At 64.3% G+C, this 25807-nt stretch carries 25 protein-coding genes; 15 read left to right on the forward strand and 10 right to left on the reverse strand.

The genetic code is table 11. The features are described 5' to 3' along the window. Positions 1–16 precede the first annotated feature (16 nt). Positions 17–1543 (reverse strand): DUF2125 domain-containing protein, encoded by a 1527-nt coding sequence (locus tag OEZ49_RS00350; RefSeq protein ID WP_263386464.1) that lies wholly within the window; start codon positions 1541–1543, stop codon positions 17–19. 127 nt (positions 1544–1670) lie between these two features. On the opposite strand from OEZ49_RS00350, the gene OEZ49_RS00355 reads away from it, so the two are divergent. From OEZ49_RS00355 to OEZ49_RS00365, 3 genes are read left to right on the forward strand one after another with little or no spacing between them, the layout of a single operon-like run. After that, a complete protein-coding gene (locus OEZ49_RS00355; protein ID WP_263386465.1) occupies positions 1671–2423 on the forward strand; it encodes an SDR family oxidoreductase in 753 nt (250 codons plus the stop codon). Beyond that, positions 2420–3028, forward strand: a complete 609-nt coding sequence (locus OEZ49_RS00360; protein WP_263386466.1) for an enoyl-CoA hydratase/isomerase family protein — start codon at positions 2420–2422, stop codon at positions 3026–3028. The genes OEZ49_RS00355 and OEZ49_RS00360 overlap by 4 nt, the downstream gene beginning before the upstream one ends. Continuing rightward, a complete protein-coding gene (locus OEZ49_RS00365) occupies positions 3025–3762 on the forward strand; it encodes a VOC family protein (RefSeq protein ID WP_263386467.1) in 738 nt (245 codons plus the stop codon). The genes OEZ49_RS00360 and OEZ49_RS00365 overlap by 4 nt, the downstream gene beginning before the upstream one ends. On the opposite strand, the gene OEZ49_RS00370 is transcribed toward OEZ49_RS00365, so the two are convergent. Continuing rightward, entirely contained in the window at positions 3763–4071 is a 309-nt protein-coding gene (locus tag OEZ49_RS00370) for an HNH endonuclease (protein WP_263386468.1), read from the reverse strand. It lies immediately after the preceding gene. Between the two features lie 58 nt (positions 4072–4129). Here OEZ49_RS00370 and OEZ49_RS00375 point away from each other — a divergent pair, with 58 nt between their 5' ends. Further along, the gene (locus tag OEZ49_RS00375) at positions 4130–5362 is read left to right on the forward strand and encodes a TIGR03862 family flavoprotein (RefSeq protein ID WP_263386469.1); all 1233 of its coding nucleotides are present in this window, start codon (positions 4130–4132) and stop codon (positions 5360–5362) included. On the opposite strand, the gene OEZ49_RS00380 is transcribed toward OEZ49_RS00375, so the two are convergent. The 5 genes from OEZ49_RS00380 to OEZ49_RS00400 form a co-directional block, all read right to left on the reverse strand. Beyond that, positions 5332–5925, reverse strand: a complete 594-nt coding sequence (locus OEZ49_RS00380; RefSeq protein ID WP_263386470.1) for a glutathione S-transferase family protein — start codon at positions 5923–5925, stop codon at positions 5332–5334. The two genes, OEZ49_RS00375 and OEZ49_RS00380, sit on opposite strands and share 31 nt — an antisense overlap. A 77-nt stretch (positions 5926–6002) precedes the next feature. Next, entirely contained in the window at positions 6003–7031 is a 1029-nt protein-coding gene (holA, locus tag OEZ49_RS00385; protein ID WP_263386471.1) for a DNA polymerase III subunit delta, read from the reverse strand. Next, on the reverse strand, positions 7028–7519 hold the full coding sequence (lptE, locus tag OEZ49_RS00390; RefSeq protein WP_263386472.1) for an LPS assembly lipoprotein LptE: 492 nt from the start codon (positions 7517–7519) through the stop codon (positions 7028–7030). Before lptE ends, holA begins: the two co-directional genes overlap by 4 nt. Then, positions 7506–10064, reverse strand: coding sequence for a leucine--tRNA ligase (gene leuS / locus OEZ49_RS00395; RefSeq protein ID WP_263386473.1), 2559 nt, complete (start codon positions 10062–10064; stop codon positions 7506–7508). The genes lptE and leuS overlap by 14 nt, the downstream gene beginning before the upstream one ends. A 76-nt stretch (positions 10065–10140) precedes the next feature. Then, positions 10141–10647, reverse strand: a complete 507-nt coding sequence (locus tag OEZ49_RS00400) for a DUF3576 domain-containing protein (protein WP_263386474.1) — start codon at positions 10645–10647, stop codon at positions 10141–10143. Between the two features lie 299 nt (positions 10648–10946). Between OEZ49_RS00400 and OEZ49_RS00405 the strand changes: the two genes are divergently transcribed. Further along, on the forward strand, positions 10947–11939 hold the full coding sequence (locus OEZ49_RS00405) for a porin (RefSeq protein ID WP_263386475.1): 993 nt from the start codon (positions 10947–10949) through the stop codon (positions 11937–11939). A gap of 106 nt (positions 11940–12045) precedes the next feature. Then, positions 12046–12705, forward strand: a complete 660-nt coding sequence (locus OEZ49_RS00410) for a YggS family pyridoxal phosphate-dependent enzyme (RefSeq protein WP_263386476.1) — start codon at positions 12046–12048, stop codon at positions 12703–12705. Here OEZ49_RS00410 and OEZ49_RS00415 read toward each other — a convergent pair. Together OEZ49_RS00415 and ribA are read right to left on the reverse strand one after the other, a co-directional pair. Further along, entirely contained in the window at positions 12689–13189 is a 501-nt protein-coding gene (locus OEZ49_RS00415; protein ID WP_263386477.1) for a L,D-transpeptidase family protein, read from the reverse strand. The two genes, OEZ49_RS00410 and OEZ49_RS00415, sit on opposite strands and share 17 nt — an antisense overlap. Continuing rightward, a complete protein-coding gene (gene ribA / locus OEZ49_RS00420) occupies positions 13186–14277 on the reverse strand; it encodes a GTP cyclohydrolase II (RefSeq protein ID WP_263386478.1) in 1092 nt (363 codons plus the stop codon). Before ribA ends, OEZ49_RS00415 begins: the two co-directional genes overlap by 4 nt. A 165-nt stretch (positions 14278–14442) precedes the next feature. On the opposite strand from ribA, the gene OEZ49_RS00425 reads away from it, so the two are divergent. The 6 genes from OEZ49_RS00425 to OEZ49_RS00450 all read left to right on the forward strand — a co-directional run bounded on the left by OEZ49_RS00425 (position 14443) and on the right by OEZ49_RS00450 (position 18738). After that, positions 14443–15129 carry a response regulator transcription factor gene (locus OEZ49_RS00425; RefSeq protein WP_263386479.1) on the forward strand — a complete coding sequence of 229 codons (687 nt, stop codon included), beginning with the start codon at positions 14443–14445 and terminating at the stop codon, positions 15127–15129. 198 nt (positions 15130–15327) lie between these two features. Next, positions 15328–16116: an exodeoxyribonuclease III gene (locus OEZ49_RS00430; RefSeq protein WP_263386480.1), complete on the forward strand. Its 789-nt coding sequence runs from the start codon at positions 15328–15330 to the stop codon at positions 16114–16116. A 96-nt stretch (positions 16117–16212) separates the two neighbouring features. After that, positions 16213–17130, forward strand: a complete 918-nt coding sequence (trxA, locus tag OEZ49_RS00435; RefSeq protein ID WP_263386481.1) for a thioredoxin — start codon at positions 16213–16215, stop codon at positions 17128–17130. 27 nt (positions 17131–17157) lie between these two features. Continuing rightward, entirely contained in the window at positions 17158–17802 is a 645-nt protein-coding gene (locus OEZ49_RS00440) for an LON peptidase substrate-binding domain-containing protein (RefSeq protein ID WP_263386482.1), read from the forward strand. Next, positions 17799–17987 (forward strand): Trm112 family protein, encoded by a 189-nt coding sequence (locus tag OEZ49_RS00445; protein ID WP_263386483.1) that lies wholly within the window; start codon positions 17799–17801, stop codon positions 17985–17987. The genes OEZ49_RS00440 and OEZ49_RS00445 overlap by 4 nt, the downstream gene beginning before the upstream one ends. Then, positions 17980–18738 carry a Stf0 sulfotransferase family protein gene (locus OEZ49_RS00450; protein WP_263386484.1) on the forward strand — a complete coding sequence of 253 codons (759 nt, stop codon included), beginning with the start codon at positions 17980–17982 and terminating at the stop codon, positions 18736–18738. The genes OEZ49_RS00445 and OEZ49_RS00450 overlap by 8 nt, the downstream gene beginning before the upstream one ends. 7 nt (positions 18739–18745) lie before the next feature. Here the strand turns inward: OEZ49_RS00450 and OEZ49_RS00455 are convergent, their stop codons facing one another. Continuing rightward, positions 18746–19972 (reverse strand): FAD-dependent monooxygenase, encoded by a 1227-nt coding sequence (locus tag OEZ49_RS00455; protein WP_263386736.1) that lies wholly within the window; start codon positions 19970–19972, stop codon positions 18746–18748. Positions 19973–20057: 85 nt separating this feature from the next. Here OEZ49_RS00455 and OEZ49_RS00460 point away from each other — a divergent pair, with 85 nt between their 5' ends. From OEZ49_RS00460 to OEZ49_RS00470, 3 genes are all read left to right on the forward strand, one after another. Continuing rightward, complete coding sequence (locus OEZ49_RS00460) at positions 20058–21386, forward strand: amidase (protein WP_263386485.1); 1329 nt, start codon at positions 20058–20060, stop codon at positions 21384–21386. Between the two features lie 106 nt (positions 21387–21492). After that, complete coding sequence (locus OEZ49_RS00465; protein ID WP_263386486.1) at positions 21493–22674, forward strand: aminotransferase class I/II-fold pyridoxal phosphate-dependent enzyme; 1182 nt, start codon at positions 21493–21495, stop codon at positions 22672–22674. Positions 22675–22688: 14 nt separating this feature from the next. Continuing rightward, positions 22689–25769 (forward strand): DNA translocase FtsK, encoded by a 3081-nt coding sequence (locus OEZ49_RS00470; RefSeq protein ID WP_263386487.1) that lies wholly within the window; start codon positions 22689–22691, stop codon positions 25767–25769. The last annotated feature ends 38 nt before the right edge of the window (positions 25770–25807 follow it).

Genomic DNA, 25807 nt, shown 5'->3' on the forward strand with positions numbered 1-25807 from the left:
TCCCAGAGTTTTCAGGTCACTTGATCCGCTGGCCGTTGGCCATGATATGGCCCTGCTTGTTGATCTCGATCGTCGAGTTCAGAGTGTCGGGCGCGTCGCCTGGCACCGCTAGCATACCCATCATCATCCGCGCGCCCATCGCGTCCTGGTCAGAAACAAAACCCATCGCGATCAACTTGTCGATCAGCGCATTTGCCCCCACCAGTGTAAGGTTGGCGACACCCGAGGGCGCGGGCATCCCGTCGAAACTCTCCAGGTCGCTGTTGTCGAACTCGAACGCGCCGGTACCGGTCAGCTTGGCGCCCACCATCGACACCAGCAGCTGGTTGATTTTCAACGTGTTCAGCTCGCCCGGCGCGGCGCCGGTCGCTTCCAGCGTCTCGGCAACGGCGGGGTCAAGGAAATCGACCAGAACCTTGGCAGTTCCCGTCAGATCGAGCGCAATGGTTGCCGGATCACGCGGCAGCGCCCCGGCGGGGTCGAACATGCCCCAGATCATGTCGGACATGGTGAAATCGGTCAGGTTCATGCCCAGGCCAAAGGGTTGCGGCGCATCGCCTGCCTGCACCGGAATATCCAGCTTGAAACCCGTCTTCGCCATCGCCAGATCGATCGGGAATGGCAGCTCTTGCGTGGTGATTGACATCTCGGCCCCGTTTCCGGTCAGGTCGTAGACGACATGCGAAGCGTTCATTGCGATCCGGAAATCGCCCCCCTGCGATTTAGAGGCAAAGGCAAAGGTCTCGCCGTCGCCGCTGCCATTCATCGTCCCGTTACCAGCCGTGTAGCTCAGCGTGCCGTCAAAGGCGAAACCCGACTTCAGCATGTTCGAGAAGTTGGCGGCATCGAAATCGGTCGGGATGGTGCCACTGCCGGCATAGGTAATGCCGCTCATGGCGCCGTTGAAGGTGCCGGCATCGTCGGATTCGGGGTCGTCGAAGGACAGCGCATAGCTCATCCCATCGGCGGTGAAATTCTGCACCATGTCACGCATCGCGCCGATCTTCATCTGCGAGGTTCCGGCCACGCCGGTGATGTCCATCGACGCGGTAATCGCGCCTTCGGGCATCGCTTCGCCGTCGGCCTCCAGCGCGGCGAGGCTGACCGTCACTTGATCCGCCGAATAGCTATAGGTCATGTCCTCGGGGGCACCGGATACGACCATCGACATGTTGCGGTTCAGATAGTTCACCGTTCCCTTGACCGCGTCCTCGCCTTCTGGGGTCACCACGAAATTGATCGGGAACTCTTCGGGCAGGACGATGCGCACGGTTCCATCGCCCTGGTCCGTCAGGCTCATTTCCGGCAAGGTCACGGCCAGCGCGCCTTCGGCGTCAGGGATCTGCATATTCATCGACATGCCCGAAATCGTCAGCGTATTGCCTGAGCGGCTTTCGGTTCCGGAAACCTCGTAACCCATTCCGCCAAGATAAGCTTTCCAGTCGGCCCAGACCTGGTCGGCACTCAGGTCGGCCCAGGCGCATTGGGTTGCGATGGTATAGGCGATAACGGCGCCCGACGTGCGGCGAAGGAAAACGGACATTCCAAGAACCTCTCTGGATAAATATCGCATCTATCGTCGGTTGCGATGCGGCGGGCGTCAAGGGGGCAACCGCTGGACCCTTTCCCCGTGCCAGAGTAGAACTCGACCGGAATTGAGGGAGATTTGAATGACCGACATGCAGGGAAAAACCGTTCTGATCACCGGTGCCAGCCGCGGAATCGGGGCCGAGGCCGGGCGAATCTTTGCCGAGGCGGGCGCCAATGTGGTGCTGCTCGCTCGCAGCGCCGACGCCGTGGCCACGCTGGCCACGGAGCTAGGCGACCAGGCGATGCCGCTGGCCTGCGACGTGGCCGATGCCGGACAGGTGGCCGGGGCGGTGAATGCCACGGTGGCGCGGTTCGGCGGTCTGGATGTCCTGATCAACAATGCCGGTGTCGTCGAACCGATCTCGCATCTGGCCAGTTCCGACCCGGCCGGTTGGAGCCACGCGATCGATATCAACCTCAAGGGCGTCTACTATGGCATGCGCGCGGCATTGCCGGTGATGCGCAAGGCGGGTGGTGGAACCATCCTGACGGTCAGTTCGGGCGCGGCGCATAACCCGGTCGAGGCCTGGAGCCATTATTGCGCCTCCAAGGCGGGTGCGGCGATGCTCACCTCCTGCCTGCATCTGGAAGAGGCGCATCACGGCATCCGCGCGATGGGCCTGTCCCCGGGCACCGTTGCCACCCAGATGCAGCGCGAGATCAAGAGCTCGGGCATCAACCCGGTCAGCCAGCTGGACTGGTCGGCGCATGTCCCCGCCGACTGGCCCGCACGCACGCTGCTGTGGATGTGCGGCGCGGATGCGGACGAATTCCGGGGCACCGAGATCTCCCTGCGCGACGAGACCATTCGCCGCCGGGTCGGCCTGATATGATCGAGCTGGAGCAGGACGGCGGTCTGTGGACCGTCACGCTGAACCGCCCCGACAAGGCCAATTCGCTGACCGTGGCCATGTTGGAGCGGCTGGTCGAGATCGCCGAAGCGGCGGGCGAGGCGCGGGCGCTGATCCTGACCGGGCGCGGCAAGGTGTTCAGCGCCGGTGCCGATCTGGAGGCGGCGCGCGCCGGTCTCGCCACTTCGGACCTGTGGGAGAGGCTTTCAGGTGCCATTGCAGCTCTGCCCTGCCTCACCGTCGCGGCCCTGAACGGGACCCTGGCGGGTGGCGCCAACGGCATGGCGCTGGCCTGCGACCTGCGCATCGCGGTGCCCGAGGCGAAATTCTTCTACCCGGTGATGAAGCTCGGCTTTCTGCCGCGGCCGTCGGACCCGGCGCGCATGGCGGCGCTGATCGGCCCGGCCCGGACGCGGCTGATCCTGATGGCGGGGCAGAAGATCACCGCGCAGGAGGCCTATGATTTTGGTCTCGTGGACCGGATCGTGCCTTCCGACCAGTTGATGGAGACCGCCCGGTCGCTGGTAGCTGATTCGGTTACCGCCGACCCGGACATCGCGGCTGGGATCGCAGCCCTCTGTCCATGAGGTTGGCCGCCCTCCACCTGCGCGCCGCCGATCCGGCGGCGCTCGCGGGGTTTTATCGCGACACTCTCGGCATGACCGCCAGTAAACGGGGCGAGGCGTGGCATGTCGGCTATGGCGGGCCAGATGCCGACCTGATCCTGCTGGCCGGTGGCGGCGGGTATCAGCATGATCGTGGCCAGCGGTATTGGAAGATCGGCATAACCCTGCCGGATGTGGACCTTGCCGTACAAGCGCTGCGGGCGCAGGGCGTCGCCGTCAGCGACCCGCGCCAGTTCGGCGACATCGGATACATGTGCCACCTGACCGACCCCGAAGGCTTCGTCATCGAGCTGTTGCAACAGGATTTCGAGGGCAACCGGCCGCCTGGGGCGGCCGATCCTTCGGCACCGTTCGCCGCGGCGACCTTGGCCCATATCACCTTGCGCAGCGGCGATATCGCCCGGGACGAGGCGATCTGCCGAGGGCTTGGGATGACCCTTCTGTCGGTGCAGGAGGTGGCCGACCATGGGTTCGATCTTTTCTTTTTCGGCTTCAGCGCACAAACCCCGCCGGACCCCGACCTCTGGTCGGTGGCGAACCGCGAATGGCTGTGGAAACGCCCATATACGCTGATCGAGTTTCAGCATGTCGAGGGGGCGGAATTCACGCCGGTCCCGGCGCTGGCCGGCATCGGCGTCGAGGGGCTGACAGCCACCGGCCTTGACCTGCGCGGCACGCCGCTGTTGCCATCGTGATCAGCGTCCCCGGCGCTTGCCCGGAACCTTTGATCGGAATCCTGGCGGGCGCTTGCTGACCCACTCCAGGAACCGTTCCAGCCGGGGATGCGTGCGCAACGCCTCAATCGTGTGAAACCTGCGCGCCAGTTCCGCTTCGGTCAGGGTCGCGTGCACCTCCTTGTGGCAGATCTGGTGCAACAGCACCGTCGGCCCGCCCTTGCCGCCCTTGAGCCGGGGGATCAGGTGATGCAGGCTGCCGCCTCCATCCGGGATCGGGCGGTCGCACAGCGGGCAGACTGGCGCGCTCTTGTCTTCGGTGTCCGTCATGGGCAAGAGGATGCACCACCACGCGACCGGTGCAAATAGGGACGGCAGGAAGGGCGACATGCAGATATCGGCCGAAACGGAACGACATGCCGTGAAACCGGCTCTGGTCATCGGCGCCGGGCCTGCGGGCCTTATGGCGGCGGGCGAACTGGCCCGTGCCGGTTTGCCGGTGGTGGTGGCCGAGGCGAAACCCTCGGTCGCGCGCAAGTTCCTGATGGCGGGAAAATCCGGGCTGAATCTGACCAAGAACGAACCGTTCGAACAGCTTCTTTCCGCCTATGGCAATGCTGCTGGTTGGCTACGCCCGATGTTGGCCGAATTTGACGCCGAGGCGGTGCAGCACTGGGCGCAGGATCTTGGGCAGGAGCTGTTCACTGGCTCCACCGGGCGGGTGTTTCCCAAGGTGATGAAGGCCTCGCCGCTGTTGCGGGCCTGGCTGACCGAGCTGGCGGCGCAGGGGATGGATATCCGCACCCGCTGGCGCTGGATCGGCTGGGATGGGGATGCGTTCGTTTTCGACACTCCCATCGGCGCGCAGCAGATCCAACCCGTTGTCACCGTTCTGGCGCTGGGCGGGTCAAGCTGGGCGCGGCTTGGCTCGGACGGGCAATGGGCCGGGCTGTTGGCGTCACGAGGGGTGGAGCTCTCGCCGTTTGCGCCTGCCAATGCCGGATTGCTGGTCAATTGGTCCGATTACATGACCCAGCATATCGGCCAGCCGGTCAAGAATGTCGCCTGGCAGGCCGGTGCACTGTCCAGCCGGGGCGAAGCAGTGATTTCCGCCCGCGGGCTTGAAGGCGGCGGCATCTATTCGGTCTCGACCGCCGTGCGCGATGGTGCGGCGCTGACGGTGGATCTCTTTCCCGATCTTGCAGAGGCCGAGCTGTCGCGCAGGCTGACGAAACCGCGCGGCAAGGCCAGCCTTTCGGCGCATCTGCGCAAATCCCTTAGGCTGTCCGGCGTGCGTGCGGCGCTGCTGATGGAATTCGGTCGCCCCTTGCCCCAACACCCTCCGGCGCTGGCGGCAATGCTCAAGGCGCTGCCGGTCCGACATGCCGGGACGCGCCCGATGGACGAGGCGATTTCGACCGCAGGCGGTGTGGCGCGCACGGCCTTGGACGACGCCCTGATGCTCCGGGCGCTGCCGGGCGTTTTCTGCTCAGGCGAGATGCTGGATTGGGAGGCGCCTACCGGCGGCTACCTGCTGACGGGCTGTTTTGCGACCGGCCGCTGGGCCGGCCGCGCGGCGGCAAGTTGGGCTCAGGCCGGGGTCAGCGCGCCCATACGCTGAAACGCGGGGCGTGCGCGCATTTCCTTGGCGTAATCCTTGATCTTGCGCGAGGTCACCGGGAAGCCTGCGCCATGTGCCCAGTTCAGACAATGGGTCAGTAGGATATCGGCGATGGTCATCTTTTCCCCTTGCAGGAAGGGACCTTCCAGCCGCGCCTCCAACCGGGCAAGGTTGCGCTCGAACTCCCATTTGGTGCAGTCGATGACGGCCGGAACCCGCTTGTCCTCGGGCAGGATGAACCCATGCCGGGCCGCGACCCACAGCACCGCGTCGATCTCGTCCAGCACGGTGTGGAACAGCGCATCCTGTTTGGCGCGTTCGATCGTACCGGCGGGATAGGTGAAATCGCCGTGCTTGTCGGCGAGATAGGTCATGATTGCCGAACTGTCGGTGATCATGTGATCGCCATCTACCAGAACCGGCACCTTGCCGCTGCCGTTCAGCGCCACGACCTGCGGGTCATGCGGGCCGACATCGATATGCTCATAGGGCACGCCCAGCTCTTCGAGCAACCACAACACCCGCGCCGCGCGGCTGCGGACCCGGCCAAAGACCTTGTACATTCGGAACCTCCGTTTCAATTGTCCTGCAGAATGGCTTTCGCGCCGCCTGCGTCAAGTGCGCACGCCGCCTGCTCACGTCAGCGCGAGCGAGACAGCATCGCCAGCCGGATCATTGCCCGCTCCACCAGAGGCATTTGCGGCGCCGATTGTCCGGCAGACCGAAGCGCAAGGTCGGTATCGGTCAGCACGGTCAGGGCCGTCTCCAGCCGTCGCGCGCCCCAGGTCTGCGCCTGCCCCAGGATGCGATCGCGACGCGGGCCATAGACCGGAGGGCGCAGCCGGTTGATCCCCTGTCCCGGTCCGCCCGGGTCCGAGGCGCAGGCGTAAAGCGTGCGAAAATGGCGGGTGGCAGCGATGCACAGGCCGGTCGCATTGGTCCCTTGCGCCTGCAACCGGCGCAGCAGCGGGCCAACGGCATCCATCTTGCCCTCGGCCACGACGTTCAACAGATCGTCCAACCCGGCCTCGGTCGAGCGCGGCGCGCAGTCGGTGATATCCTCAAGGTTGAGCGGTGCCGCGTCATTCAGCTTGTAAAGCGCCAGCTTCTCCAGCGTCTGCGTGAAATCGCCCGGACCCAGTTCGCGGGCAAGGTTGGCCAGCACCGACATCGGCTCGGGCGGCACATCCCGGATACCCGCTTGCGCCAGCATCCGTTCGATTTCGGCCCGCGATGGCGGATCGTCATAAATACCCACGGCATAGGCGTTGGGATGGGCCTCGAACCCTTTGCGCAGCTTGGACGTGGCCTTGAGCTGCCCGGCGGTCACCACGATCTGCGCGTCGCCCGGCTCCCAATCTTCCAGCGCGGCCAGTACCGCAGGGCTCGACAGCTCGGGGCAATCCTCGACAAAGGTAACGCGCGGGCCGGGAAAGAATCCCACCGCCTTGATCGCATCGACCAGTTGCGCCGGGTCCTTGCGCAGATCGCCACCCGCCATCCGGGTCAGGCGCATCTCTTCCTCGCCATTGGGGCCGAGCAGGGCCGCGATCACCTGCTGGCGTTTCAGCGCCACCCGCATCGCGTCGCCACCATAGATCAGCAATCCGGTCCGGCCCGCGTCGGGTTTGGCGAAATAGCCTTCGGCCTCGCGCGGGCTCAGCTTCATGCCGGCAAGTCCAGGGTGGAATACAGCTTGGTCGTCAGCATGTCCGACAGAATCGTCATCAGCCGCTGCCGCGCGTCGCGTTCACCCGCCAGCGTGTCCACCGTCGACCCGGTCGCGGAATAGCCGGTAAAGCTCTCGACCTCACCCGAGGCCAGAACCGCACCGCTGTCCTTGTCGCTCAGCTTGTAGGTCGCGGTGCCCACGATGGCATAGCGGGTGGTCTCGTTCGACGCGGTGATCGCCTGGCCCTGCGAGGTGGTCGTGACCTTGACGTCAAGCTTGTAGTCGGTCCCGGCCGCCGCGCTGCGCCCCAGCGTCTGTTCCAGGTTCTGCACCAGCCAATAGCTTTCGACATCGTCGGGGGCAGACACCTCGACCTTGCCATAGAGCGTACTGCCCGCGCCGCCGGGCCCATAGACCGGCTGGAATCCGCAGGCGGCCAGCGCCAGCGGCAGCATCAACAGCGCTCTACGGTTAAACCACCACATTTATGATCCGGCCCGGCACGACGATCACCTTCTTTGGCGCGGCGCCATTCAGCGCCTTTTGCACAGCATCGGTCGCCAGCGCCAGTTTTTCAACCTCGGCCTTGTCCATATCGACCGGCACGCTGATTTCCGCACGGCGCTTGCCGTTGATCTGGATCGGCAGCGTCACTGCGGTATCGACCAGCATCGCCGGATCGGCCTTGGGCCAGCTTGCTGTCGCAATCAGCCCTTCGCCGCCCTGATGCGCCCAGATATCCTCGGACAGGTGCGGGGTCATTGGCGACATCAACTGCGCCAGCGTCATGATCGCGTGTTTCTGTGCCGCCGCCCCGGCACTGGATTTCGCCAACGTGTTGGTAAAGGCATAGAGTTTCGCAATCGCCGCGTTGAAGCCGAAGCTTTCAACGCCATTGGTCACGTCGCGGATGCATTTGTGCATCTCGCGCAGCAGGTCCTCGTCACCCTCGCCCGGTGCGCCCGGGTCCATCTCGGCGATCCGGTCGCACAGGTTCCACACCCGGTTCAGGTGTTTGTGCGCGGCCTCGGCCCCGGCATCGGTCCATTCCACGTCGCGTTCCGGCGGGCTGTCGGACAGTACGAACCAGCGCGCGGTATCGGCGCCGTACCGGTCGATGATCGCGACCGGATCAACCACGTTGTTCTTGGATTTCGACATCTTGGCCGAGGGGATGATCTCGACCTCGGTGCCGTCCTCCAGATAGCCCTTGCCGCCTTCGAGGCGCACCGCATCGGGGTAGTGATAGACCGGGCGGCCGTCTGCGCCGGTGGTCTTGTAGATCGCGTGGGTCACCATGCCCTGGGTAAAGAGCGCGTTGAACGGCTCTTTCGATTTTTCGGGCAGGTGGCCGCAGATATGCATCGCCCGGGCGAAGAACCGCGAATAGAGCAGGTGCAGGATCGCATGTTCGATACCGCCGATATACTGGTCGACATTCATCCAGTAATCAGCCTCGGCCATGACGGTGGGCGTTTCGGCGCGCGGCGCGGTGAAGCGGGCGAAATACCACGAGCTGTCAACGAACGTGTCCATCGTGTCGGTCTCGCGCCGGGCCGGTTTGCCACAGGACGGGCAGGCGCAGTTGCGCCAGGTCGGATGCCGGTCCAGCGGGTTGCCGGGCACGTCAAAGGTGACATCGTCAGGCAGCCGGATCGGCAGATTTTCCTTCTTCTCGGGCACCACGCCGCAGCTATCGCAGTGCACAACGGGAATCGGGCAGCCCCAATAGCGCTGGCGCGACAGGCCCCAGTCGCGCAGGCGGAACTTGGTCACGCCGGTGCCCATGCCCTTGGCCTCCATCCAGTCGATGGTGGCGTCGATCGCCTCTTGCCCGGTGGCCTCGTCCAGCCCGGCGAAATGGTTGATCCATTTCACCTTTTCGGTTTTCAGCGGCACAAAGGCCTCGGTCTCGACCGGCTTGGGATCGTCGAGCGCCACAAAGGTGTCGATCACCGGCAGGTCGTATTTACGGCAGAAATCGAGATCGCGCTGGTCATGCGCCGGGCAGGCAAAGATCGCGCCGGTGCCGTAATCCATCAGGATGAAGTTGGCGACCCAGACCGGCAGTTCCCAGTCGGGGTTCAGCGGATGGCGCACGCGCAACCCGGTATCGGCCCCCAGCTTCTCGGCCTTTTCGATGGCTTCCTCGGTGGTGCCGCCCTTGCGCATCGCGGCTACCTTGGTGGCGAGGTCGGGGTTCTCGGCCTCAAGCGCCTTGGTCAACGGGTGATCGGGCGAGATGCCGAGGAACGAGGCCCCCATCAGCGTGTCAGGCCGTGTGGTATAGACGTCGAGCGAGTCGATGCCATGGGCGGGTTCGGTCAGGGCCCAGGAGAATTGCAGCCCGCGCGACTTGCCGATCCAGTTCTCCTGCATCAGCCGCACCTTGGCGGGCCAGTCATCCAGCGTGTCGAGCGCATCCAGAAGCTCGCCCGAGAAATCGGAGATCTTGAAGAACCACTGTGTCAGTTCGCGCCGCTCGACCAGTGCGCCAGACCGCCAGCCGCGCCCATCCTCAACCTGCTCATTGGCCAGAACGGTCATGTCGACCGGGTCCCAGTTCACCACCGCGTTCTTGCGATAAACCAACCCTTTTTCAAGGAAATCGAGGAACAGCGCCTGTTGCTGTCCGTAATACTCCGGGTCGCAGGTGGCGAACATGCGCGACCAGTCGAGGCCAAAGCCCAGCGGCTTCATCTGCGCGACCATGGTCTCGATGTTATTGTAGGTCCAGTCCTTGGGGTGTCCGCCGCTGGCCATGGCCGCGTTTTCGGCCGGCATGCCAAAGGCATCGAAACCCATCGGGTGCAGCACGTTGAACCCGTTCGACAGCTTGTAGCGCGCGATCACGTCACCCATCGTGTAGTTGCGTACATGGCCGATATGGATGCGCCCGGACGGATAGGGGAACATCTCGAGCACGTAATACTTCGGCTTGTCCGCCGTGCGCGCGGCCTTGAAGATACCGGCCTTGTCCCAGGCCTCTTGCCATCTGGCTTCGATTTCGGTGGCGGAATAGCGCGACATGGCAGGTACGGTCCTTGGTGAATGCAAACGCCGGGCGTGAACCCGGCGCGGTGATAGATCGAATTGCGGCGAGGTTCTAGAGTTTGTTGTCGGCGATCCGCAGTTGCCGTGCCCGCGAAAGAATCGCGTCTTCGACCGCGCGCGCGGTCGACGCGCTGACCGCGCCGCCTCCGTTCGTTTGCAGCGAAACCTTCAGCGACCGCGCCTCCAGCGCCGGATCCTTGATATGGACAGTTGCCCGATAGGACCGGCCACCGCCCGGCGGCGTGCCGTATCCGGTCACGATCAAGCCGGTGAACGGATCGACCGACTGCACCGGCAGAAAACTCAGAACATCCAGCGAGGCAGCCCAGAGATAACGGTTCACCTGAACCGTCTGCTCGGCCTTCGAGGGTCCGAACACATCCCAGATCGACGATTTCTCGTAATTCGTGGGCGCGCTTTCGCGGTTGTTGGCGATATAGGAATCATCCGCGGGTGCGGCATCAGCGATGCGAACACCTCCACCGCGGTTGCCGCAGGCGGCCACACCCAGGCACAAAGACAGTACAAGGGTGGCTTTGAGCGCATTTTGCAACGTCATCGGACAATCCCACAGCTTTCTCGTGATGAATGTCCTACCCAAGCCGCTTCCTAGGGGCAAGCCTCTATAAACCGGGAACGCCCGCGCGCGTACGGGAAATCGGGCCCAAACCCCGAAACTGGGGGCGAAATCCGCAGGGCGCGCCCCGGGACTGTGGCAAAGCTGCACCATCCGTGACGACTTTGTCCCTCATCGCCCGGCAAGGCTTGCCAAAAAGGGGGTGAAAGAGCGAAACCCCTGTCCATACCCACGCCGGATTCACTGGTTTGGGCGTATGAATGAAAACCGAGGGAAACACGATGAAAAAAGTTCTCTTCGCAACGACTGCGCTGATCGCTACCGCAAGCGTCGCAGCAGCAGACGTTCGTATCAGCGGCTACGGCCGTTTCGGTCTGGACTACAACGACGCCAACGACCGCGCCGTGAACGGTGTCTCGAAGACCACCATCACCAGCCGTCTGCGTCTGCAGTTCGACATGTCGGCAGAAACCGACGCAGGTGTTGCTTTCGACGCTCGCTTCCGTGCACAGGCTGAAAGCCGTGACAACACCCCGGGTGGCGCAGCCTTCAACGGCGCTCGCTTTGGCGTGTCGTACCAGGGCTTCCGCGTGAACGTCGGCAACATCATCGGCGCAGTTGAAAACATGCCCGGCACCTACCTCGAAACCCGTACCGCAGGTATCGGTATCGACGGCGCCAGCTTCTACTCGCACGTTGGTAACGTGAACAACGAGTTCTTCAACTGGGATGCATACTCGTCGGCAGGTACCGGTGTGAACGGCGTCGAATTCATCTATTCGACCGGCGGCTTCACCGGCCACGTTTCGTACTCGACCCGTAACGGCGCCGTTGCTTCGGACCGTATCGGCGTGATGGGTGCCTACACCTTCGGTGACTGGACCATCGCAGCTGCTCACCAGTCGTCGGACGCCATGTGGGAAGACAAGACCCTGGTGTCGGTCGCCGGTGACCTGGGCCAGTTCGGCGTCCGCCTCGCATATGCCGACAACGACGGCATCTCGAAGTGGGGCATCTACGGCAACATGGACATCGGTTCGGCTTCGAACCTGCTGGTGTTCTACACCGACGAAAGCGCAGTTGACGCAGCTGACGTTCTCGCCGGCCGTGGCGACAACCGCGACAACGTTGCCGGTTCGAACGCCAACGAAGGTGGTTCCTACGGTATCCACTACTCGTACGACCTGGGCGGCGGCGCTTCGCTGGAAGCAGGCTACCGTCGTGCGTCGAACGACAACGACACCTTCCAGGCCGGTGTGTACTTCAGCTTCTAAGCTGTACACCGCTTGACGGTATCGAATGGGGGCAGGTCTTCGGACCTGCCCTTTTCTTTTGCGCCGACATGGTGTTTTCCTTCGGCAAACCAGATCGGGGGATGCCATGTCGCTGCAAGAGATCAAGAACCGCATCGCGAGTGCCGAGCAGGCCGCCGGCCGACCAGAGGGCGCGGTCAAGCTGATCGCCGTGTCCAAGGTTCAACCAAACGACCGGGTCGAGGCGGTACTGGAACAGGGCCACCGCGTCTTTGGTGAAAACCGGGTGCAGGAAGTGGCCGGGAAATGGCCCGCGTTCAAGGAACGGTTCAGCGGCGTCGAACTTCACCTGATCGGTCCCTTGCAGACCAACAAGGCACGGCAGGCCATGGAACTGGTCGATGCCATCCATTCCGTCGACCGCCCGAAACTCGCCAATTCCCTGGCTCGGCTGGCACAGGAACTGGGCCATTGCCCGGACCTGTTCATTCAGGTCAACACCGGGGAAGAGGAACAAAAGGCCGGTGTCCTGCCAGCCGAGGCGGACGGCTTCATCGCCGAATGCCGCGCGCTTGATCTGCCGGTGCGCGGGCTCATGTGTATCCCCCCAGTCGAGGAGGAGCCCGCCCTGCACTTCGCGCTGCTGGCCAAAATCGCCGCGCGCAACGGCCTTGACGGTCTCAGCATGGGGATGAGCGGCGATTTCGAAAGCGCCATCGCGCTGGGCGCCACCCATGTCCGGGTGGGCTCTGCCATTTTTGGCGACCGGACTAGCGCGGCGGGATGATCAACCGGCTGCCGGGTTCGATCCTGCCCGCGATCCACAGCAGATCGCGGCGGCTAAACGCCACGCAACCCTCGGTCGGATACCCAGGTCGCCGCCATTGGTGGATAAAAATCGCGGACCCGCGCCCCGGTTCCGCTTCGGGCCAGTTCCAGTCGGTCACCAGCACCAGATCATAAAGCGGATCGGCCCGGCGCAACCGTTCGTGGCTGTGCCCATAAGGCGCCCGGACCAGATGGTTATAGGCGGCATCGCCCATGTCGTCTGACCACAGATCGCCCGGCCCGATGGGCCGCGCCCAAGTGGCAGGCGGCGCCATCCGGTCGGCGCGGAAAAGCATCCCGACGATCCGGTGTTTGCCCACCGGCGTCGCCCCGTCACCCTCGCGCTTGTCGGTCTGGATGCCGCCCTTGCCGATGGAGCAGGGGAAATACCGGCCCAGAAACCGCACCCCGCGCGGCGTCAGCACCAGATCACGCGGACTCACAGCATATGGCCCGATTTGGCCGCCTTGGTCGCCAGATAGCCGCGGTTATGGGCGGTCTCGCCCACCTTCAGCGGCACCCGTTCGGTCACCGCGATGCCTGTCCGCTCCATCATCGCGATCTTGGCGGGGTTGTTGGTGAGCAGGCGCACCGCCTTGAACCCCAGCGATTTCAGAATGTCCGAGCCCAGTCGAAAGTCGCGCTCGTCGTCCTCGAACCCCAGCCGGTGATTGGCCTCGACCGTGTCAAACCCCTGATCTTGCAGGAAATAGGCCCGCATCTTGTTGGCCAGCCCAATGCCGCGCCCCTCCTGGTTGAGGTAGAGCAGCACGCCCGCGCCTTCCTCGCCCATCTGCGCCAGCGCTCCGCGCAGCTGCGGGCCGCAATCGCATTTCAGGCTGCCCATCAGGTCGCCGGTGAAACAGGCCGAATGCAGCCGGGCCAGCACCGGCTTGTCCCGGTCGGGGCGGCCGATTTCCACCGCGTAATGTTCCTCGCCACCATCCTCGGGACGGAACACATGCAGGCGCCCGGCCTCGGAGACTTCCATCGGCAGGCGCGCGGCGGCTACCTCGTGCAGTGGGCTGCGCTGGCCCAGATGCGGCGCCGCGCGGGCGTGATCCAGGCAGGTCAGCCCATGCGCGGCGGCAAAACCGTGCCCGTCCGTCACTGCGACAACCACCGCCGCGGGCAACAGCCGGGCGGATTTCGTCAGCCCGATCGCCAGCCGGTGCAGCGCCGCGCTGCCCTGCCGCTCGGTCGTCAGCGGCCCTTTCATGGGTTGCGCGAGATCGTCCGACGGATCGGCCACCGCCTGCACCCAGGCGAGATCGGCAAAACCGGGGATCAGAACGCGCGCCAAATCGCCGTCATAGGCCTGCGCCTTCAGCGTTTCGGCCCGCCGCCCGGTCACTGCGATCACCGGCGTGCCCAGGGCACGCAGATCGGTCAGCCGCGCGGGCGACAGGGTTTCCGCCGCAACCGCCAGAACGCTCTCGCCCTCTTCGCCGGTCAGAACCACCGGTACCCCCATCCGCAGGTCGGCACGCGCCCGCGCCAGCAATTCGGTAATGTCGGGGATCAGGCTCATGGGTCTTGTCCAGTGGCATCTACAGCACGTACCTAGTGCGTGATGGCCGAAATGTGAAACATATTGCTGACGAAAAACACGAGGGCGTGAGAGAATTGCAGCAATTCTTGCCGTTTGCGTGTGGCGTGCTCAACTGGTTGGAAACGAGATTAGGAGGAAGCCGCGATGGCGCAGCTCAAGAAGATCCTGCTGGTGGATGATGACGACGACCTGCGCGAAGCGCTGAGCGAACAACTGGTGATGACCGAGGACTTCGATGTCTTCGAAGCCGAAACCGGCCATGCCGCAACCGACCGGGTGAAAGAGGCGATCTATGACCTCATCATCCTGGATGTGGGCCTGCCCGACACGGATGGGCGCGAGCTGTGCCGCCTGATGCGCAAGCAGGGGGTCAAAAGCCCGATCCTCATGCTCACCGGCCATGATGGCGACGCCGACACCATTCTGGGGCTTGATGCGGGGGCCAATGACTATGTCACCAAACCGTTCAAGTTTCCGGTCCTGCTCGCCCGCATCCGCGCCCAGCTGCGCCAGCACGAGCAATCCGAGGATGCGGTGTTCCAGCTTGGGCCGTACACGTTCAAACCGGCGATGAAGATGCTGATCACCGAGGACGAGCGCAAGATCCGTCTGACCGAGAAGGAAACCAATATCCTCAAGTTCCTGTACCGGTCCACCGACGGCGTCGTTCCCCGCGATGTGCTGCTGCACGAGGTCTGGGGCTATAACGCCGGTGTTACAACCCACACGCTTGAAACCCACATCTACAGGCTGCGTCAAAAAATCGAGCCCGACCCTTCGAATGCGCGCCTTCTGGTGACGGAATCAGGCGGTTACAGGCTGGTCGCCTGATGGTAGGGTTGATTCAGGTCAAAGAAACACCACAATGTTATCTTTAACTTGATACTTAACCCGTTCATGTCCGGGCAATGACATGTACCTCCCTGTTGGACTGGCCGGGCTTCGTGCCCGGCCTTTTTTTGCGCAGGCCATGGACATCGACGGACAAGGCGATAGGTTTCGCCGGACCCGATGAAAGCGAGACGCGCCATGCCCTTTACCCTTGCCACCTGGAACATCAACTCGGTCCGCCTGCGCGAACCCATCGTGTGCAAGCTCTTGGCCGAGCAAGGGCCGGACATCCTCTGCCTGCAAGAGATCAAGTCGCCCGTCGACAAGATGCCGGTCGAAAGCTTTGCCGACCTGGGATACCGGTACGTCGTGGCGCATGGGCAAAAGGGCTATAACGGGGTCGCCATCCTGTCACGCCTGCCGATCGAGGAAGTCGCGCGCGAGGATTTCGCGACGCTGGGCCATGCCCGCCACGTGGCGGCGCGGCTGGAAAACGGGGTCACCATCCATAACTTCTATGTCCCCGCCGGTGGCGACGTGCCCGACCGCGAGGTGAACGAAAAATTCGGCCAGAAGCTCGACTACCTGACCGAGATGCGCGACTGGTTCCACGCAAACAACCCCGAGAAATCCATTCTCGTGGGCGACCTCAACATCGCCCCGCGCGAGGATGACGTCTGGAGCCACAAGCAACTGCTCAAGATCGTGTCCCACACGCCCATCGAGGTCGATCATCTGGGCCAGGTGATGGAGGCGGGCAAATGGGTCGACATCACCCGCCAGGACATCCCCGAGGGGCTCTTGTATTCCTGGTGGTCCTACCGCGCCAAGGATTGGAGCGCCGCCGACAAGGGCCGCCGGCTCGACCATGTCTGGGCCACGCCCGACATCTCGAACGCGGGCCATTCCAGCCGCATCCTGCGCGACGCGCGCGGCTGGGACCAACCCAGCGACCACGCCCCCGTGTTTGCCAGTTTCGACCTGTAGCAGGGTCAAATCTGGCCCTCTGAAAGAACTGAGGTCTTGGTTTCCCCGCGCGTCAGGCGCATATAGGGGCCAAATCCGAACCGGAGAAGAGCTACGATGGAACTGCTGAATGGTGCGGGCGCTGTCCCCGCCGCCGATCTGATCAAGGACACGAACGAAGCCACCTTTATGGCCGACGTGGTCGAGGCCAGCCAGACGGTCCCGGTGATCGTGGATTTCTGGGCGCCCTGGTGTGGCCCCTGCAAGACGCTGGGCCCCGCGCTCGAGGCCGCCGTCACCGCCGCCAAGGGCGCAGTGAAGATGGTCAAGATCAACGTCGATGAAAACCAGATGATCGCGGGCCAGATGCGGATCCAGTCGATCCCGACCGTCTATGCCTTCCACAAGGGCCAGCCGGTCGACGGGTTCCAGGGCGCATTGCCCGCCTCCGAGATCAAGGGCTTTATCGACCGGGTGGTTGCCGCCGCTGGTGGCGAGGCCCCCGGTGCCGCGCTGGACGAGGCGGTCGCCGCTGCCGAAGAGATGCTGGAACAGGGCGCCGCCGCCGATGCCGCCGAAACCTTTGCCGCCATCCTGGGCGAGGAACCCGACCATCCCGGCGCCTATGGCGGTCTGGTGCGTGCCCATATCGCGATGGGCGATCTCGATCAGGCCGAGGCGATCCTGAACGGCGCTCCGGCCGAGATCTCGACCAAGCCCGAACTTGAGGCCGCCCATGCCCAGCTGGAACTGGCCCGGCAGGCCGCCAATGCCGGACCAGTGGCAGAACTCGCCGCCGCGGTCGAGGCCGATCCGGCCAACCATCAGGCCCGGTTCGATCTGGCCAAGGCGCTGCATGCCGCCGGTCAGACCGAACAGGCGGTGGCCGAGCTGCTGGACCTGTTTCGCCGCGACCGTGAATGGAACGACGGTGCGGCCAAGACCCAGCTGTTCACCATCTTCGACGCGCTCAAGCCCAACGATCCGATCGTGCTGAACGGGCGGCGCAAACTCAGCTCTCTGATATTTGCCTAATCGCCGAACCGGACTACACTCGGACGCATGATGCAATCCGCTGACCTGCCCGAAACATTGGCCGTCTTTCCGCTGCCCGGGGCGCTGTTGCTGCCCCGGTCCCGGCTGCCCCTGCATGTTTTCGAGCCGCGCTATCTCCAGATGCTCAGTGACGCGCTGAAAACGCCGCAGCGCCTGATCGGCATGGTGCAGCCCAACCCCTGCCGCAGCGACAGTGGCAAGCTGCACCAGATCGGATGTGCCGGGCGCGTGACCCAGTTCTCGGAAACCGAGGACGGGCGCTACATGATCACGCTCACCGGAATTTCCCGGTTCCGGGTTAAGTCCGAGGTCGAGGGCTTCACCCCCTACCGCCGCTGCAACGTCTGCTGGAAAGGTTTTGACCGCGATCTGGAACGCGAATGCGAGGCCGACGCCCGCTTTGCCCGCGATCCGTTCCTGCATCTGCTCAAACGCTATTTCTCGGCCCGCGATCTGGCGACCGACTGGGAAACCCTGTGCCAGGCCGATGATGAATTGCTGGTCAACTCGCTGTCGATGCTGCTTGATTTCACGCCCGAGGACAAACAGGCCCTGCTTGAGGCACCCTGTCTCAAGACCCGGCGCGAAACGCTGGTGACACTGATCGAATTCGCCCTGCGTGGCGGCCCGGATGAGGACAGACTGCAATGACCGAACCCAATACCGCTTTTGACCGCCGCATGCTCGAAGCGTTGGTCTGCCCGGTGACCCATGGCACGCTGGAGTACGACGCCGAAGCGCAGGAACTGCTGTCGAAATCCGCCCATCTCGCCTTTCCCATCCGCAACGGTATCCCGGTGATGCTGGTGGACGAGGCCCGCCGTCTGGATGACTGAACCGGTTGCCGCCTACATCCTCTGCGGCACCCCGCGCAGCGGCAGCACCCTTTTATGCGGCTATCTCGCGGCCACCGGAGTGGCGGGTCAGCCCGATTCCTTCTTTCGCACCCAATCCATCGACTGGTGGGCGAAATATTGGGGCCTGCCGTTAGAATTGCGGCGGGGAACCAATGCCTTCCTCAGCGCCTATCTGGCCGCCGCAATTGCCGAGGGGCACGGCAATACCCCCGTTTTCGGCCTGCGCCTGATGCGCGAGAACCTGGGCGATATGTCCGCCGCGCTCGACCGCCTGTTTCCCGGTCTGCCCACCGACGCCGCCCGCATCGACACTGCCTTCGGACCGACGCGTTATCTGCACCTGCGCCGCCGGGACAAGCTGGCGCAAGCGATCTCACTCGTCCGGGCCGAGCAATCGGGGCTCTGGCACGTCGCCCCCGACGGGACCGAGGTCGAACGCCTCGCGCCACACCGCGACCCGGTTTACGATTTCGACGCAATAGACCGCGAGGTAAAGGCGCTGGAAGCCTATGAACAGGGCTGGACCGACTGGTTTACTGCCCAGCGTATCGTCCCGCTTGCTTTCCACTATGAGGATCTGGCGGATACACCCGAACGGGTGCTCTCCGCCATTCTGGACCATATCGGACAGGACCCGGCCAAGGCGCGCGGTCTGGAACCCACGGTTGCCCGCCTCTCCGACGCGCTCAGCGCGGAATGGGCCGCGCGCTATCGCGCGCAGGTGTGCTGAACGTATCTCAGATCGGGCGGCCCTGCATCAGCTTGGGCAAGTCACCGGTCAGCCCCGCCGCCTCGCGCACGAACCCGCGCCGCAACCCGGGCAGTTTGCCCATCAGCCCCATGCCCAGGTCGCGTCCCGCCCGCAGGATCGGATTGTCGTTTGAAAACAGCCTGTTGAACACATCGGTCGCCAGCGCCAGCGTGGCCGTGTCGAACCGCCGCCACTGCTGGTACCGCTCCAGCACCGGAATCGAGCCGATATCCTCGCCGCGCCGTCGCGCCAGCGTCAGCACCTCGGCCAGCGCACCCACATCGCGCAGGCCCGCGTTCAGCCCCTGACCGGCAATCGGGTGCATCCCGTGCGCCGCATCGCCCACCAGCGCCAGCCGTTCGGCGACAAAGGCATTGGCGATGGTCAGGTTCAGTGGATAGGTGAACCGCGCCCCTTCCAGCCGGATCTCGCCCAGGAAATCGCCAAAGCGCGGGCGCAGGATCTCCAGATACTCCGCCTCGGGCAGCGCGTTGATACGCGCCGCCGCTTCGGTCCGCTCGCTCCACACGATGGAGCTGCGATTGCCCGGCAGCGGCAGGATCGCCAGCGGCCCCGGCGGCATAAAGAACTGATGCGCGATGCCGTGATGCGGCAGCTCGTGCGCGATGGCGCAGACCAGCGCCGTCTGGCCATAGTCCCAGCCGGTCCGCTTGATGCCCGCGCGCGCGGCGGTCCCGCTCTTGCGCCCGTCGCAGCCCACCAGCAGCGCCGCGCGCCGGGTCGCCCCGTCGCTCAGCGTCACCGTCACGCCGGTGGCGTCGACCTCCTGCGCCACCACCGACACGCCGTTCAACTGGGTGATGCCGGGCGCCGCGTCCATCGCTTCCAAGAGGGCGCGCCGCAGATACCGGTCCTCGACCATGTACCCCATCGGGCCTTCCTCGATCTCGGCATGGTCGAAATGCAGAAAGAACGGCGACGGTCCTTCGCCCGCATGGCCGTCGGTCACCTTGATCTCCAGCATCGGCTGGGCGTTGTCCGCGACACGCGCCCAAACGCCGATGGCCGCCAGCAAGCGTTGCGACCCCAGCGCCAGCGCATAGCCGCGCCCGTCGAACCCGGCGTCCGCTCGCACCGGCTCGGGCAGCGCATCGGCGATGGTCACCGAATGACCGTTTCCAGCCAGTGCCAAAGCCAGCGCCGGGCCGTTCAGCCCACCGCCCACGATCAGAATATCGGTTCTCTGTTCCATGCCGCGCAATATGCGCCTCGCTACGGGATTGTCCATGTGCAGTCCTGTCGCTACCGTCGCCCTCGACTCGCAGCGGGAGGATGACATGGGCGACTGGCTGAAGATGACGGCAAGCGATCTGGGGCGCGGGATCGGCGCGGGGCGGATCGACCCGGTTGAACTGACCGAGTGTTATCTCGATGCCATCGACGCGCATCCGCACCGCGACGCGATCTATGCCCGCGTCACGCATGATCGCGCCCAGGCCGAGGCCCGCGCCGCCGCTGACCGTGCCAGGCAGGGCTTGCGCCGGTCGCTGCTCGATGGAGTGCCGATCAGCTGGAAAGACCTGTTCGACACCGCAGGAACCGGGACCGAGGCAGGCTCGGCCCTGCTCAAGGGCCGGGTACCCGACACCGACGCGCTGGTTCTGCGCAATGCCACCGCCGCAGGCTCCGTCTGCCTGGGCAAGACACATATGAGCGAACTGGCCTTCTCGGGGCTTGGCCTCAACCCGATCACCGCCACGTCCCCAAATGTACACGACCCGAAATGGGCTCCGGGCGGATCCTCCTCTGGCGCTGCCGCCTCGGTTGCGTTTGGCCTTGCTGCCTGTGGCATCGGTTCCGATACCGGTGGTTCGGTCCGTCTGCCCGCCGCCTGGAACGATCTGGTCGGGCTCAAGACAACATCAGGCCGCATCAGCCTCGAAGGCGTTGTGCCCCTGTTGCTGAAATTCGACACCATCGGTCCGCTCGCACGCTCGGTCGAGGATGCCGCGCAGATGATGGCTCTGCTCGAAGGCGGCAAACCCATCGATCTGCGGGGAGCCGGTCTTGCGGGCAAGCGCTTTGCGGTTCTCGAAACTCTGGCGCTTGACGATGTACGAACACAGCCGGCCGAGGCGTTCGACACCGCGCTGCGCCGACTCGCTGAAGCCGGGGCAGAGATCGTGCCGCTGAAAATCCCCGAGCTGGTCGAAGCGATGAGCTTTTCGGCCATTCTTTACACGGCAGAGGCTTATGGCCTCTGGCGTGACGTGATCGAGGCAAACCCCTCTGCCATGTTCGACCAGATCCGCGAGCGGTTCCGGAGCGGGCAAAACTATTCTGCACCGGACTATGTCGCCGCCTGGGCCAAACTGGATGCCTGCCGCGCGGCCTGGGACATGGCCACCGCGGGATTCGATGCGGTACTTGCCCCAACGGCGCCGATCCCGCCATCCGACCGCGACAGGTTGATGCAGGATCAGGATTATTATGTGACAGAGAACCTGCTGGCCATGCGCAACACCCGCATCGGCAACATGATGGGGCTTTGCGCGCTCAGCCTGCCCACCGGCACGCCGGGCTGCGGCCTGATGCTGATGGGGCGCCCGGACTGCGAAGAGGCGTTGCTGCGTACCGGCGCCGCCGCCGAGCGCGCCTTGACCTGAATGCCACAATTCCCTGCCATGGCAACGCTTTGTCTGGACGCAAGCGGGGTTCATCTGTAATTTGATCTCGAACGGGGCGCGATGATCCCGAGACGAGGCAGACCAGATGAATTTCCCCGAGCGGTTTTCGAACCTACCGGCCTATGCATTCCCGCGCCTGCGCGCGTTGCTCGACCATCATGCGCCGGGCGGCGAGGTCGTGCATATGACCATCGGCGAGCCCAAGCACGATTTCCCGGCCTGGGTGACGGATGTCATCGTCGAAAACGCGCATCTGTTCCAAAGCTATCCGCCGAACGAAGGCTCGCCCGCCCTGCGCGGCGCGATCTGCGACTGGATCGCGCGCCGCTATGGCGTGATGCTTGACCCCGAACAGAACGTGATGGCCCTGAACGGCACGCGCGAGGGGCTTTATAACGCCGCCATGGCGCTCTGTCCTGAAAACAAGAACGGCCAGCGGCCCATCGTGCTGTGTCCGAACCCGTTCTATCAGGTCTATATGGTCGCCGCGATTTCGGTGGGCGCCGAGCCGCATTTCGTGCCCGCCACCGCCGCCACCGGCCATCTGCCCGACTATGCCAGCCTGCCCGCCGAGGTGCTGAACCGCACCGCCGTGGCCTATATCTGCTCGCCCGCCAACCCGCAGGGCGCGGTGGCCAGCCGCGATTACTGGGCCGAACTGATCGGTCTGGCCGAACAATACGATTTCCGCATCTTCGCCGATGAATGCTATTCCGAGATCTACCGCGACACCGCCCCCACCGGCGCGCTGAGTGTGGCCCGGGACATGGGCGCGCATCCCGAACGGGTGGTGCTGTTCAACTCGCTGTCGAAGCGGTCGAACCTTGCCGGTCTGCGCTCGGGCGTGATCGCGGGCGGGCCGGAAACGATGAAACATGTCAAGCAGTTGCGCAACTACTCCGGCGCCCCGCTGCCTGGCCCGCTTCAGGCCGCGGCCGCGCGGGTCTGGGCCGACGAGGCACATGTCGAAGAAAACCGCGCGCTCTATCAGGCGAAATATGCCGTGGCCGATCAGGTCTTTGCCGGGGTGCAGGGCTATATGCCGCCCGAGGCAGGGTTCTTCCTCTGGCTGCCGGTCGACGATGGCGAGGCGTCGGCGCTCAAGGTCTGGCGCGAAACCGGCGTCCGGGTCTTGCCCGGCGCCTATTTGGCACAAGGTAAACCGGGGCAAAATCCGGGCGAGAATTACATAAGGGTCGCAATGGTGGCCCCAAAAGAAGAATTGCAGCGCGGGCTGATCAAGCTACGTGACTGCATCTATGGCTGAGGTTCGAGGGTAGCATGGCATCATACAACGCACGCAGTCGGGATCCGCTTCTGGACAGCAACCTGCAAGCCGCGATTGAGCGGCGCGGGAAAGAGTTGCTGGGTATCGCGCTGATCGTTCTGGGTCTGGCTGCGGCCGCGATGGTCGGCTCTTACACGCCGGATGATCCGAACTGGATGGTCTCGACCGAGGCGCCGGTGCAAAACTGGACCGGCCGTTTCGGCGCCTCGATCGCTGCGCCTCTCTTCATGATCGTCGGCTGGGGTAGCTGGGGCCTGCCGCTGGTGCTGATCGCGTGGGGCATGCGCTTTGCCGTGCATCGGGGCGAGGATCGCGCCATCGCCCGCCTGATCTTCATGCCGATCTGGATCGCCGTCGTGTCGATTTATGCTGCCACCCTGGTTCCTGGCCCGGAATGGCGCGCCACCCACAGCTTTGGCTTGGGCGGCCTGTTCGGCGACACGGTGATGGGCGCGATGCTTACGCTGGTACCGGTCGGATCACATCTCATGGTCAAGCTGACCTCGCTGACCATGGCGGCGGTAATGCTGACGCTTGGCGTCTTCGTGTTGGGCTTTACCTGGCCCGAGGTCAAGCAGGGCGCCCGTCGCGTCCTGGTGGGGCTGATCCTGATGTATGGCGGGCTGATGACCCTGCTGGGCCGCAGCGCGACCGCCTCGCTCAGCGCGGCGCGGGCCTACAAGGAAACCCGCTCCGAACGCCGCGCGTCCGCGCGCCTGGCCGCGCGGGATGCCGCTGTGCTGGCCGCTCAGGAATACCCCGAGGAAGAAGAACTGGTCGAAGATCTGCCGCCACCCTCGGCTGCGGCTCAGAAACCCTCGTTGCTGGCCCGTATGCCGGCGCTGATCCGTCGGCCCGAACCGATGCCGCAACCCGAATTGATCGAACCCATGCCGGTCAAAGGATACGATACCATGCCCGGTGCCGACCGCATCCAGACCAAGATCGCGGCCGCCGTCCGCAGTCGCAAGGAGGCGACCGGCGTAGTCGCTCCCGTACCCGATCCGGCCCGTCCACTGACCAAAGGTCGGGGCCGCGGTCCGGACCCGCTTGTCTTTGACATCAACCTTCACGGCAGCCTTCCGGCCGAACCACCTGTAACCGCACGCGCTGCGCAGGCTCGCACCATGCCCGTCGAACCGCAGGTTCGCGCTGCATCGGCCGAACCGCAGGTTCGCGCTGCATCGGCCGAACCGCAGGTTCGCGCTGCATCGGCCGAACCGCAGGTTCGTGCCAGCATCGACTCGCAGGTGCGCGCCGCGCCCATGCCGGTACAGCCCCCGCGCCATGCCGAACCGGTTCTGATGCCCGAATGGGTCGAGGACGAGGTGACCGATCACTTCGATGCCTTCGAAGCGGCTGATCACGTCCCCGCGGAACCCTTGCCACAAGCACATTCGCAGGCGCACCAGCCCGCGCCGCAGCCGATGGCAAACATTCCCACCGCGCAGCCGCGCAAGGCTGTGGTTGAACAGCCTCTGCGTCGCAACTTCGCGCCCTCTCGTCGTGCCCAGGCCGAAGCTCAGCCTGCACTCGCCTTCGACGACCGAGCCGCGGCCTTTGAACTACCGCCGCTCAGCCTGCTGACCAGCCCGGCCAACATCCAGCGTCACCATCTCAGCGACGAGGCGCTCGAAGAAAACGCGCGCATGCTGGAAAACGTGCTGGACGACTATGGCGTCAAGGGCGAGATCGTCTCGGTCCGCCCCGGTCCCGTTGTCACAATGTACGAACTGGAACCGGCGCCGGGTCTCAAGGCCAGCCGCGTCATCGGTCTGGCCGACGATATCGCGCGCTCGATGTCGGCGCTTTCGGCGCGGGTCTCGACCGTGCCGGGCCGTTCGGTCATCGGTATCGAACTGCCCAACGAACACCGCGAAAAGGTGGTGCTGCGTGAAATCCTCGCCAGCCGCGATTTCGGCGACAGCAACATGAGTCTGCCGCTGGCGTTGGGCAAGGACATCGGCGGCGACTCGGTGGTGGCCAACCTCGCCAAGATGCCCCACTTGCTGATCGCGGGCACCACCGGTTCGGGTAAATCGGTGGCGATCAACACCATGATCCTCAGTCTGCTCTACAAGCTGACGCCGGCCGAATGCCGGCTGATCATGATCGACCCCAAGATGCTGGAACTCTCTGTCTATGACGGTATCCCGCATCTCCTCTCCCCCGTGGTGACCGACCCGAAAAAGGCCGTCGTCGCCCTGAAATGGGTGGTGGGCGAGATGGAGGACCGCTATCGCAAGATGTCCAAGATGGGAGTCCGCAATATCGAGGGCTACAACGGCCGCGTCCGCGAGGCGCTGGCCAAGGGCGAAATGTTCAGCCGCACGGTGCAGACCGGCTTTGACGACGAAACCGGCGAACCGGTGTTCGAGACCGAGGAATTCCAGCCCATCCCGCTGCCCTATATCGTGGTTATCGTCGACGAGATGGCTGACCTGATGATGGTCGCGGGCAAAGAGATCGAGGCCTGCATCCAGCGTCTGGCCCAGATGGCGCGCGCCTCGGGCATTCACCTGATCATGGCCACCCAGCGCCCCTCGGTCGATGTGATTACCGGCACGATCAAGGCCAACTTCCCCACCCGGATCTCCTTCCAGGTGACGTCAAAGATCGACAGCCGCACCATCCTGGGCGAGATGGGCGCCGAACAGCTCTTGGGCCAGGGCGACATGCTCTACATGGCGGGTGGCGCCAAGATCACCCGCTGTCACGGTCCCTTTGTCAGCGATGAAGAGGTCGAAGAAATCGTCAACCATCTGAAACAGTTCGGCCCGCCCGACTATATCGGTGGCGTGGTCGAAGGCCCGGACGAGGACAAGGCCGACAATATTGACGCCGTGCTGGGGCTGAACACCGGCGGCAACACCGAGGGCGAGGACGCGCTTTACGACGCCGCCGTGGCCATCGTGATCAAGGACCGCAAGTGCTCGACTTCCTACATTCAGCGGAAACTCGCCATCGGCTACAACAAAGCCGCGCGCCTGGTCGAGCAGATGGAGGACGAAGGCGTTGTTTCACAGGCCAATCATGTGGGCAAACGCGAAATCCTGGTGCCGGAACAGGGGTGATCTTTTCCGGCGCCCGGCGAATGCTTATCTGAGGTGAC

Origin of the sequence: Ruegeria marisflavi, assembly GCF_025673445.1 — a bacterium.
GTDB classification, from domain to species: domain Bacteria; phylum Pseudomonadota; class Alphaproteobacteria; order Rhodobacterales; family Rhodobacteraceae; genus Ruegeria_B; species Ruegeria_B marisflavi.

Excerpts from the sequence above, each read along its gene's own strand:
- OEZ49_RS00350 (WP_263386464.1), bottom strand. The coding sequence starts at position 1,543 with ATGTCCGTTTTCCTTCGCCGCACGTCGGGCGCCGTTATCGCCTATACC.
- OEZ49_RS00355 (WP_263386465.1), top strand. The coding sequence starts at position 1,671 with ATGACCGACATGCAGGGAAAAACCGTTCTGATCACCGGTGCCAGCCGC.
- OEZ49_RS00360 (WP_263386466.1), top strand. The coding sequence starts at position 2,420 with ATGATCGAGCTGGAGCAGGACGGCGGTCTGTGGACCGTCACGCTGAAC.
- OEZ49_RS00365 (WP_263386467.1), top strand. The coding sequence starts at position 3,025 with ATGAGGTTGGCCGCCCTCCACCTGCGCGCCGCCGATCCGGCGGCGCTC.
- OEZ49_RS00370 (WP_263386468.1), bottom strand. The coding sequence starts at position 4,071 with ATGACGGACACCGAAGACAAGAGCGCGCCAGTCTGCCCGCTGTGCGAC.
- OEZ49_RS00375 (WP_263386469.1), top strand. The coding sequence starts at position 4,130 with ATGCAGATATCGGCCGAAACGGAACGACATGCCGTGAAACCGGCTCTG.
- OEZ49_RS00380 (WP_263386470.1), bottom strand. The coding sequence starts at position 5,925 with ATGTACAAGGTCTTTGGCCGGGTCCGCAGCCGCGCGGCGCGGGTGTTG.
- holA (WP_263386471.1), bottom strand. The coding sequence starts at position 7,031 with ATGAAGCTGAGCCCGCGCGAGGCCGAAGGCTATTTCGCCAAACCCGAC.
- lptE (WP_263386472.1), bottom strand. The coding sequence starts at position 7,519 with ATGTGGTGGTTTAACCGTAGAGCGCTGTTGATGCTGCCGCTGGCGCTG.
- leuS (WP_263386473.1), bottom strand. The coding sequence starts at position 10,064 with ATGTCGCGCTATTCCGCCACCGAAATCGAAGCCAGATGGCAAGAGGCC.
- OEZ49_RS00400 (WP_263386474.1), bottom strand. The coding sequence starts at position 10,647 with ATGACGTTGCAAAATGCGCTCAAAGCCACCCTTGTACTGTCTTTGTGC.
- OEZ49_RS00405 (WP_263386475.1), top strand. The coding sequence starts at position 10,947 with ATGAAAAAAGTTCTCTTCGCAACGACTGCGCTGATCGCTACCGCAAGC.
- OEZ49_RS00410 (WP_263386476.1), top strand. The coding sequence starts at position 12,046 with ATGTCGCTGCAAGAGATCAAGAACCGCATCGCGAGTGCCGAGCAGGCC.
- ribA (WP_263386478.1), bottom strand. The coding sequence starts at position 14,277 with ATGAGCCTGATCCCCGACATTACCGAATTGCTGGCGCGGGCGCGTGCC.
- OEZ49_RS00425 (WP_263386479.1), top strand. The coding sequence starts at position 14,443 with ATGGCGCAGCTCAAGAAGATCCTGCTGGTGGATGATGACGACGACCTG.
- OEZ49_RS00430 (WP_263386480.1), top strand. The coding sequence starts at position 15,328 with ATGCCCTTTACCCTTGCCACCTGGAACATCAACTCGGTCCGCCTGCGC.
- trxA (WP_263386481.1), top strand. The coding sequence starts at position 16,213 with ATGGAACTGCTGAATGGTGCGGGCGCTGTCCCCGCCGCCGATCTGATC.
- OEZ49_RS00440 (WP_263386482.1), top strand. The coding sequence starts at position 17,158 with ATGATGCAATCCGCTGACCTGCCCGAAACATTGGCCGTCTTTCCGCTG.
- OEZ49_RS00445 (WP_263386483.1), top strand. The coding sequence starts at position 17,799 with ATGACCGAACCCAATACCGCTTTTGACCGCCGCATGCTCGAAGCGTTG.
- OEZ49_RS00450 (WP_263386484.1), top strand. The coding sequence starts at position 17,980 with ATGACTGAACCGGTTGCCGCCTACATCCTCTGCGGCACCCCGCGCAGC.
- OEZ49_RS00455 (WP_263386736.1), bottom strand. The coding sequence starts at position 19,972 with ATGGAACAGAGAACCGATATTCTGATCGTGGGCGGTGGGCTGAACGGC.
- OEZ49_RS00460 (WP_263386485.1), top strand. The coding sequence starts at position 20,058 with ATGGGCGACTGGCTGAAGATGACGGCAAGCGATCTGGGGCGCGGGATC.
- OEZ49_RS00465 (WP_263386486.1), top strand. The coding sequence starts at position 21,493 with ATGAATTTCCCCGAGCGGTTTTCGAACCTACCGGCCTATGCATTCCCG.
- OEZ49_RS00470 (WP_263386487.1), top strand. The coding sequence starts at position 22,689 with ATGGCATCATACAACGCACGCAGTCGGGATCCGCTTCTGGACAGCAAC.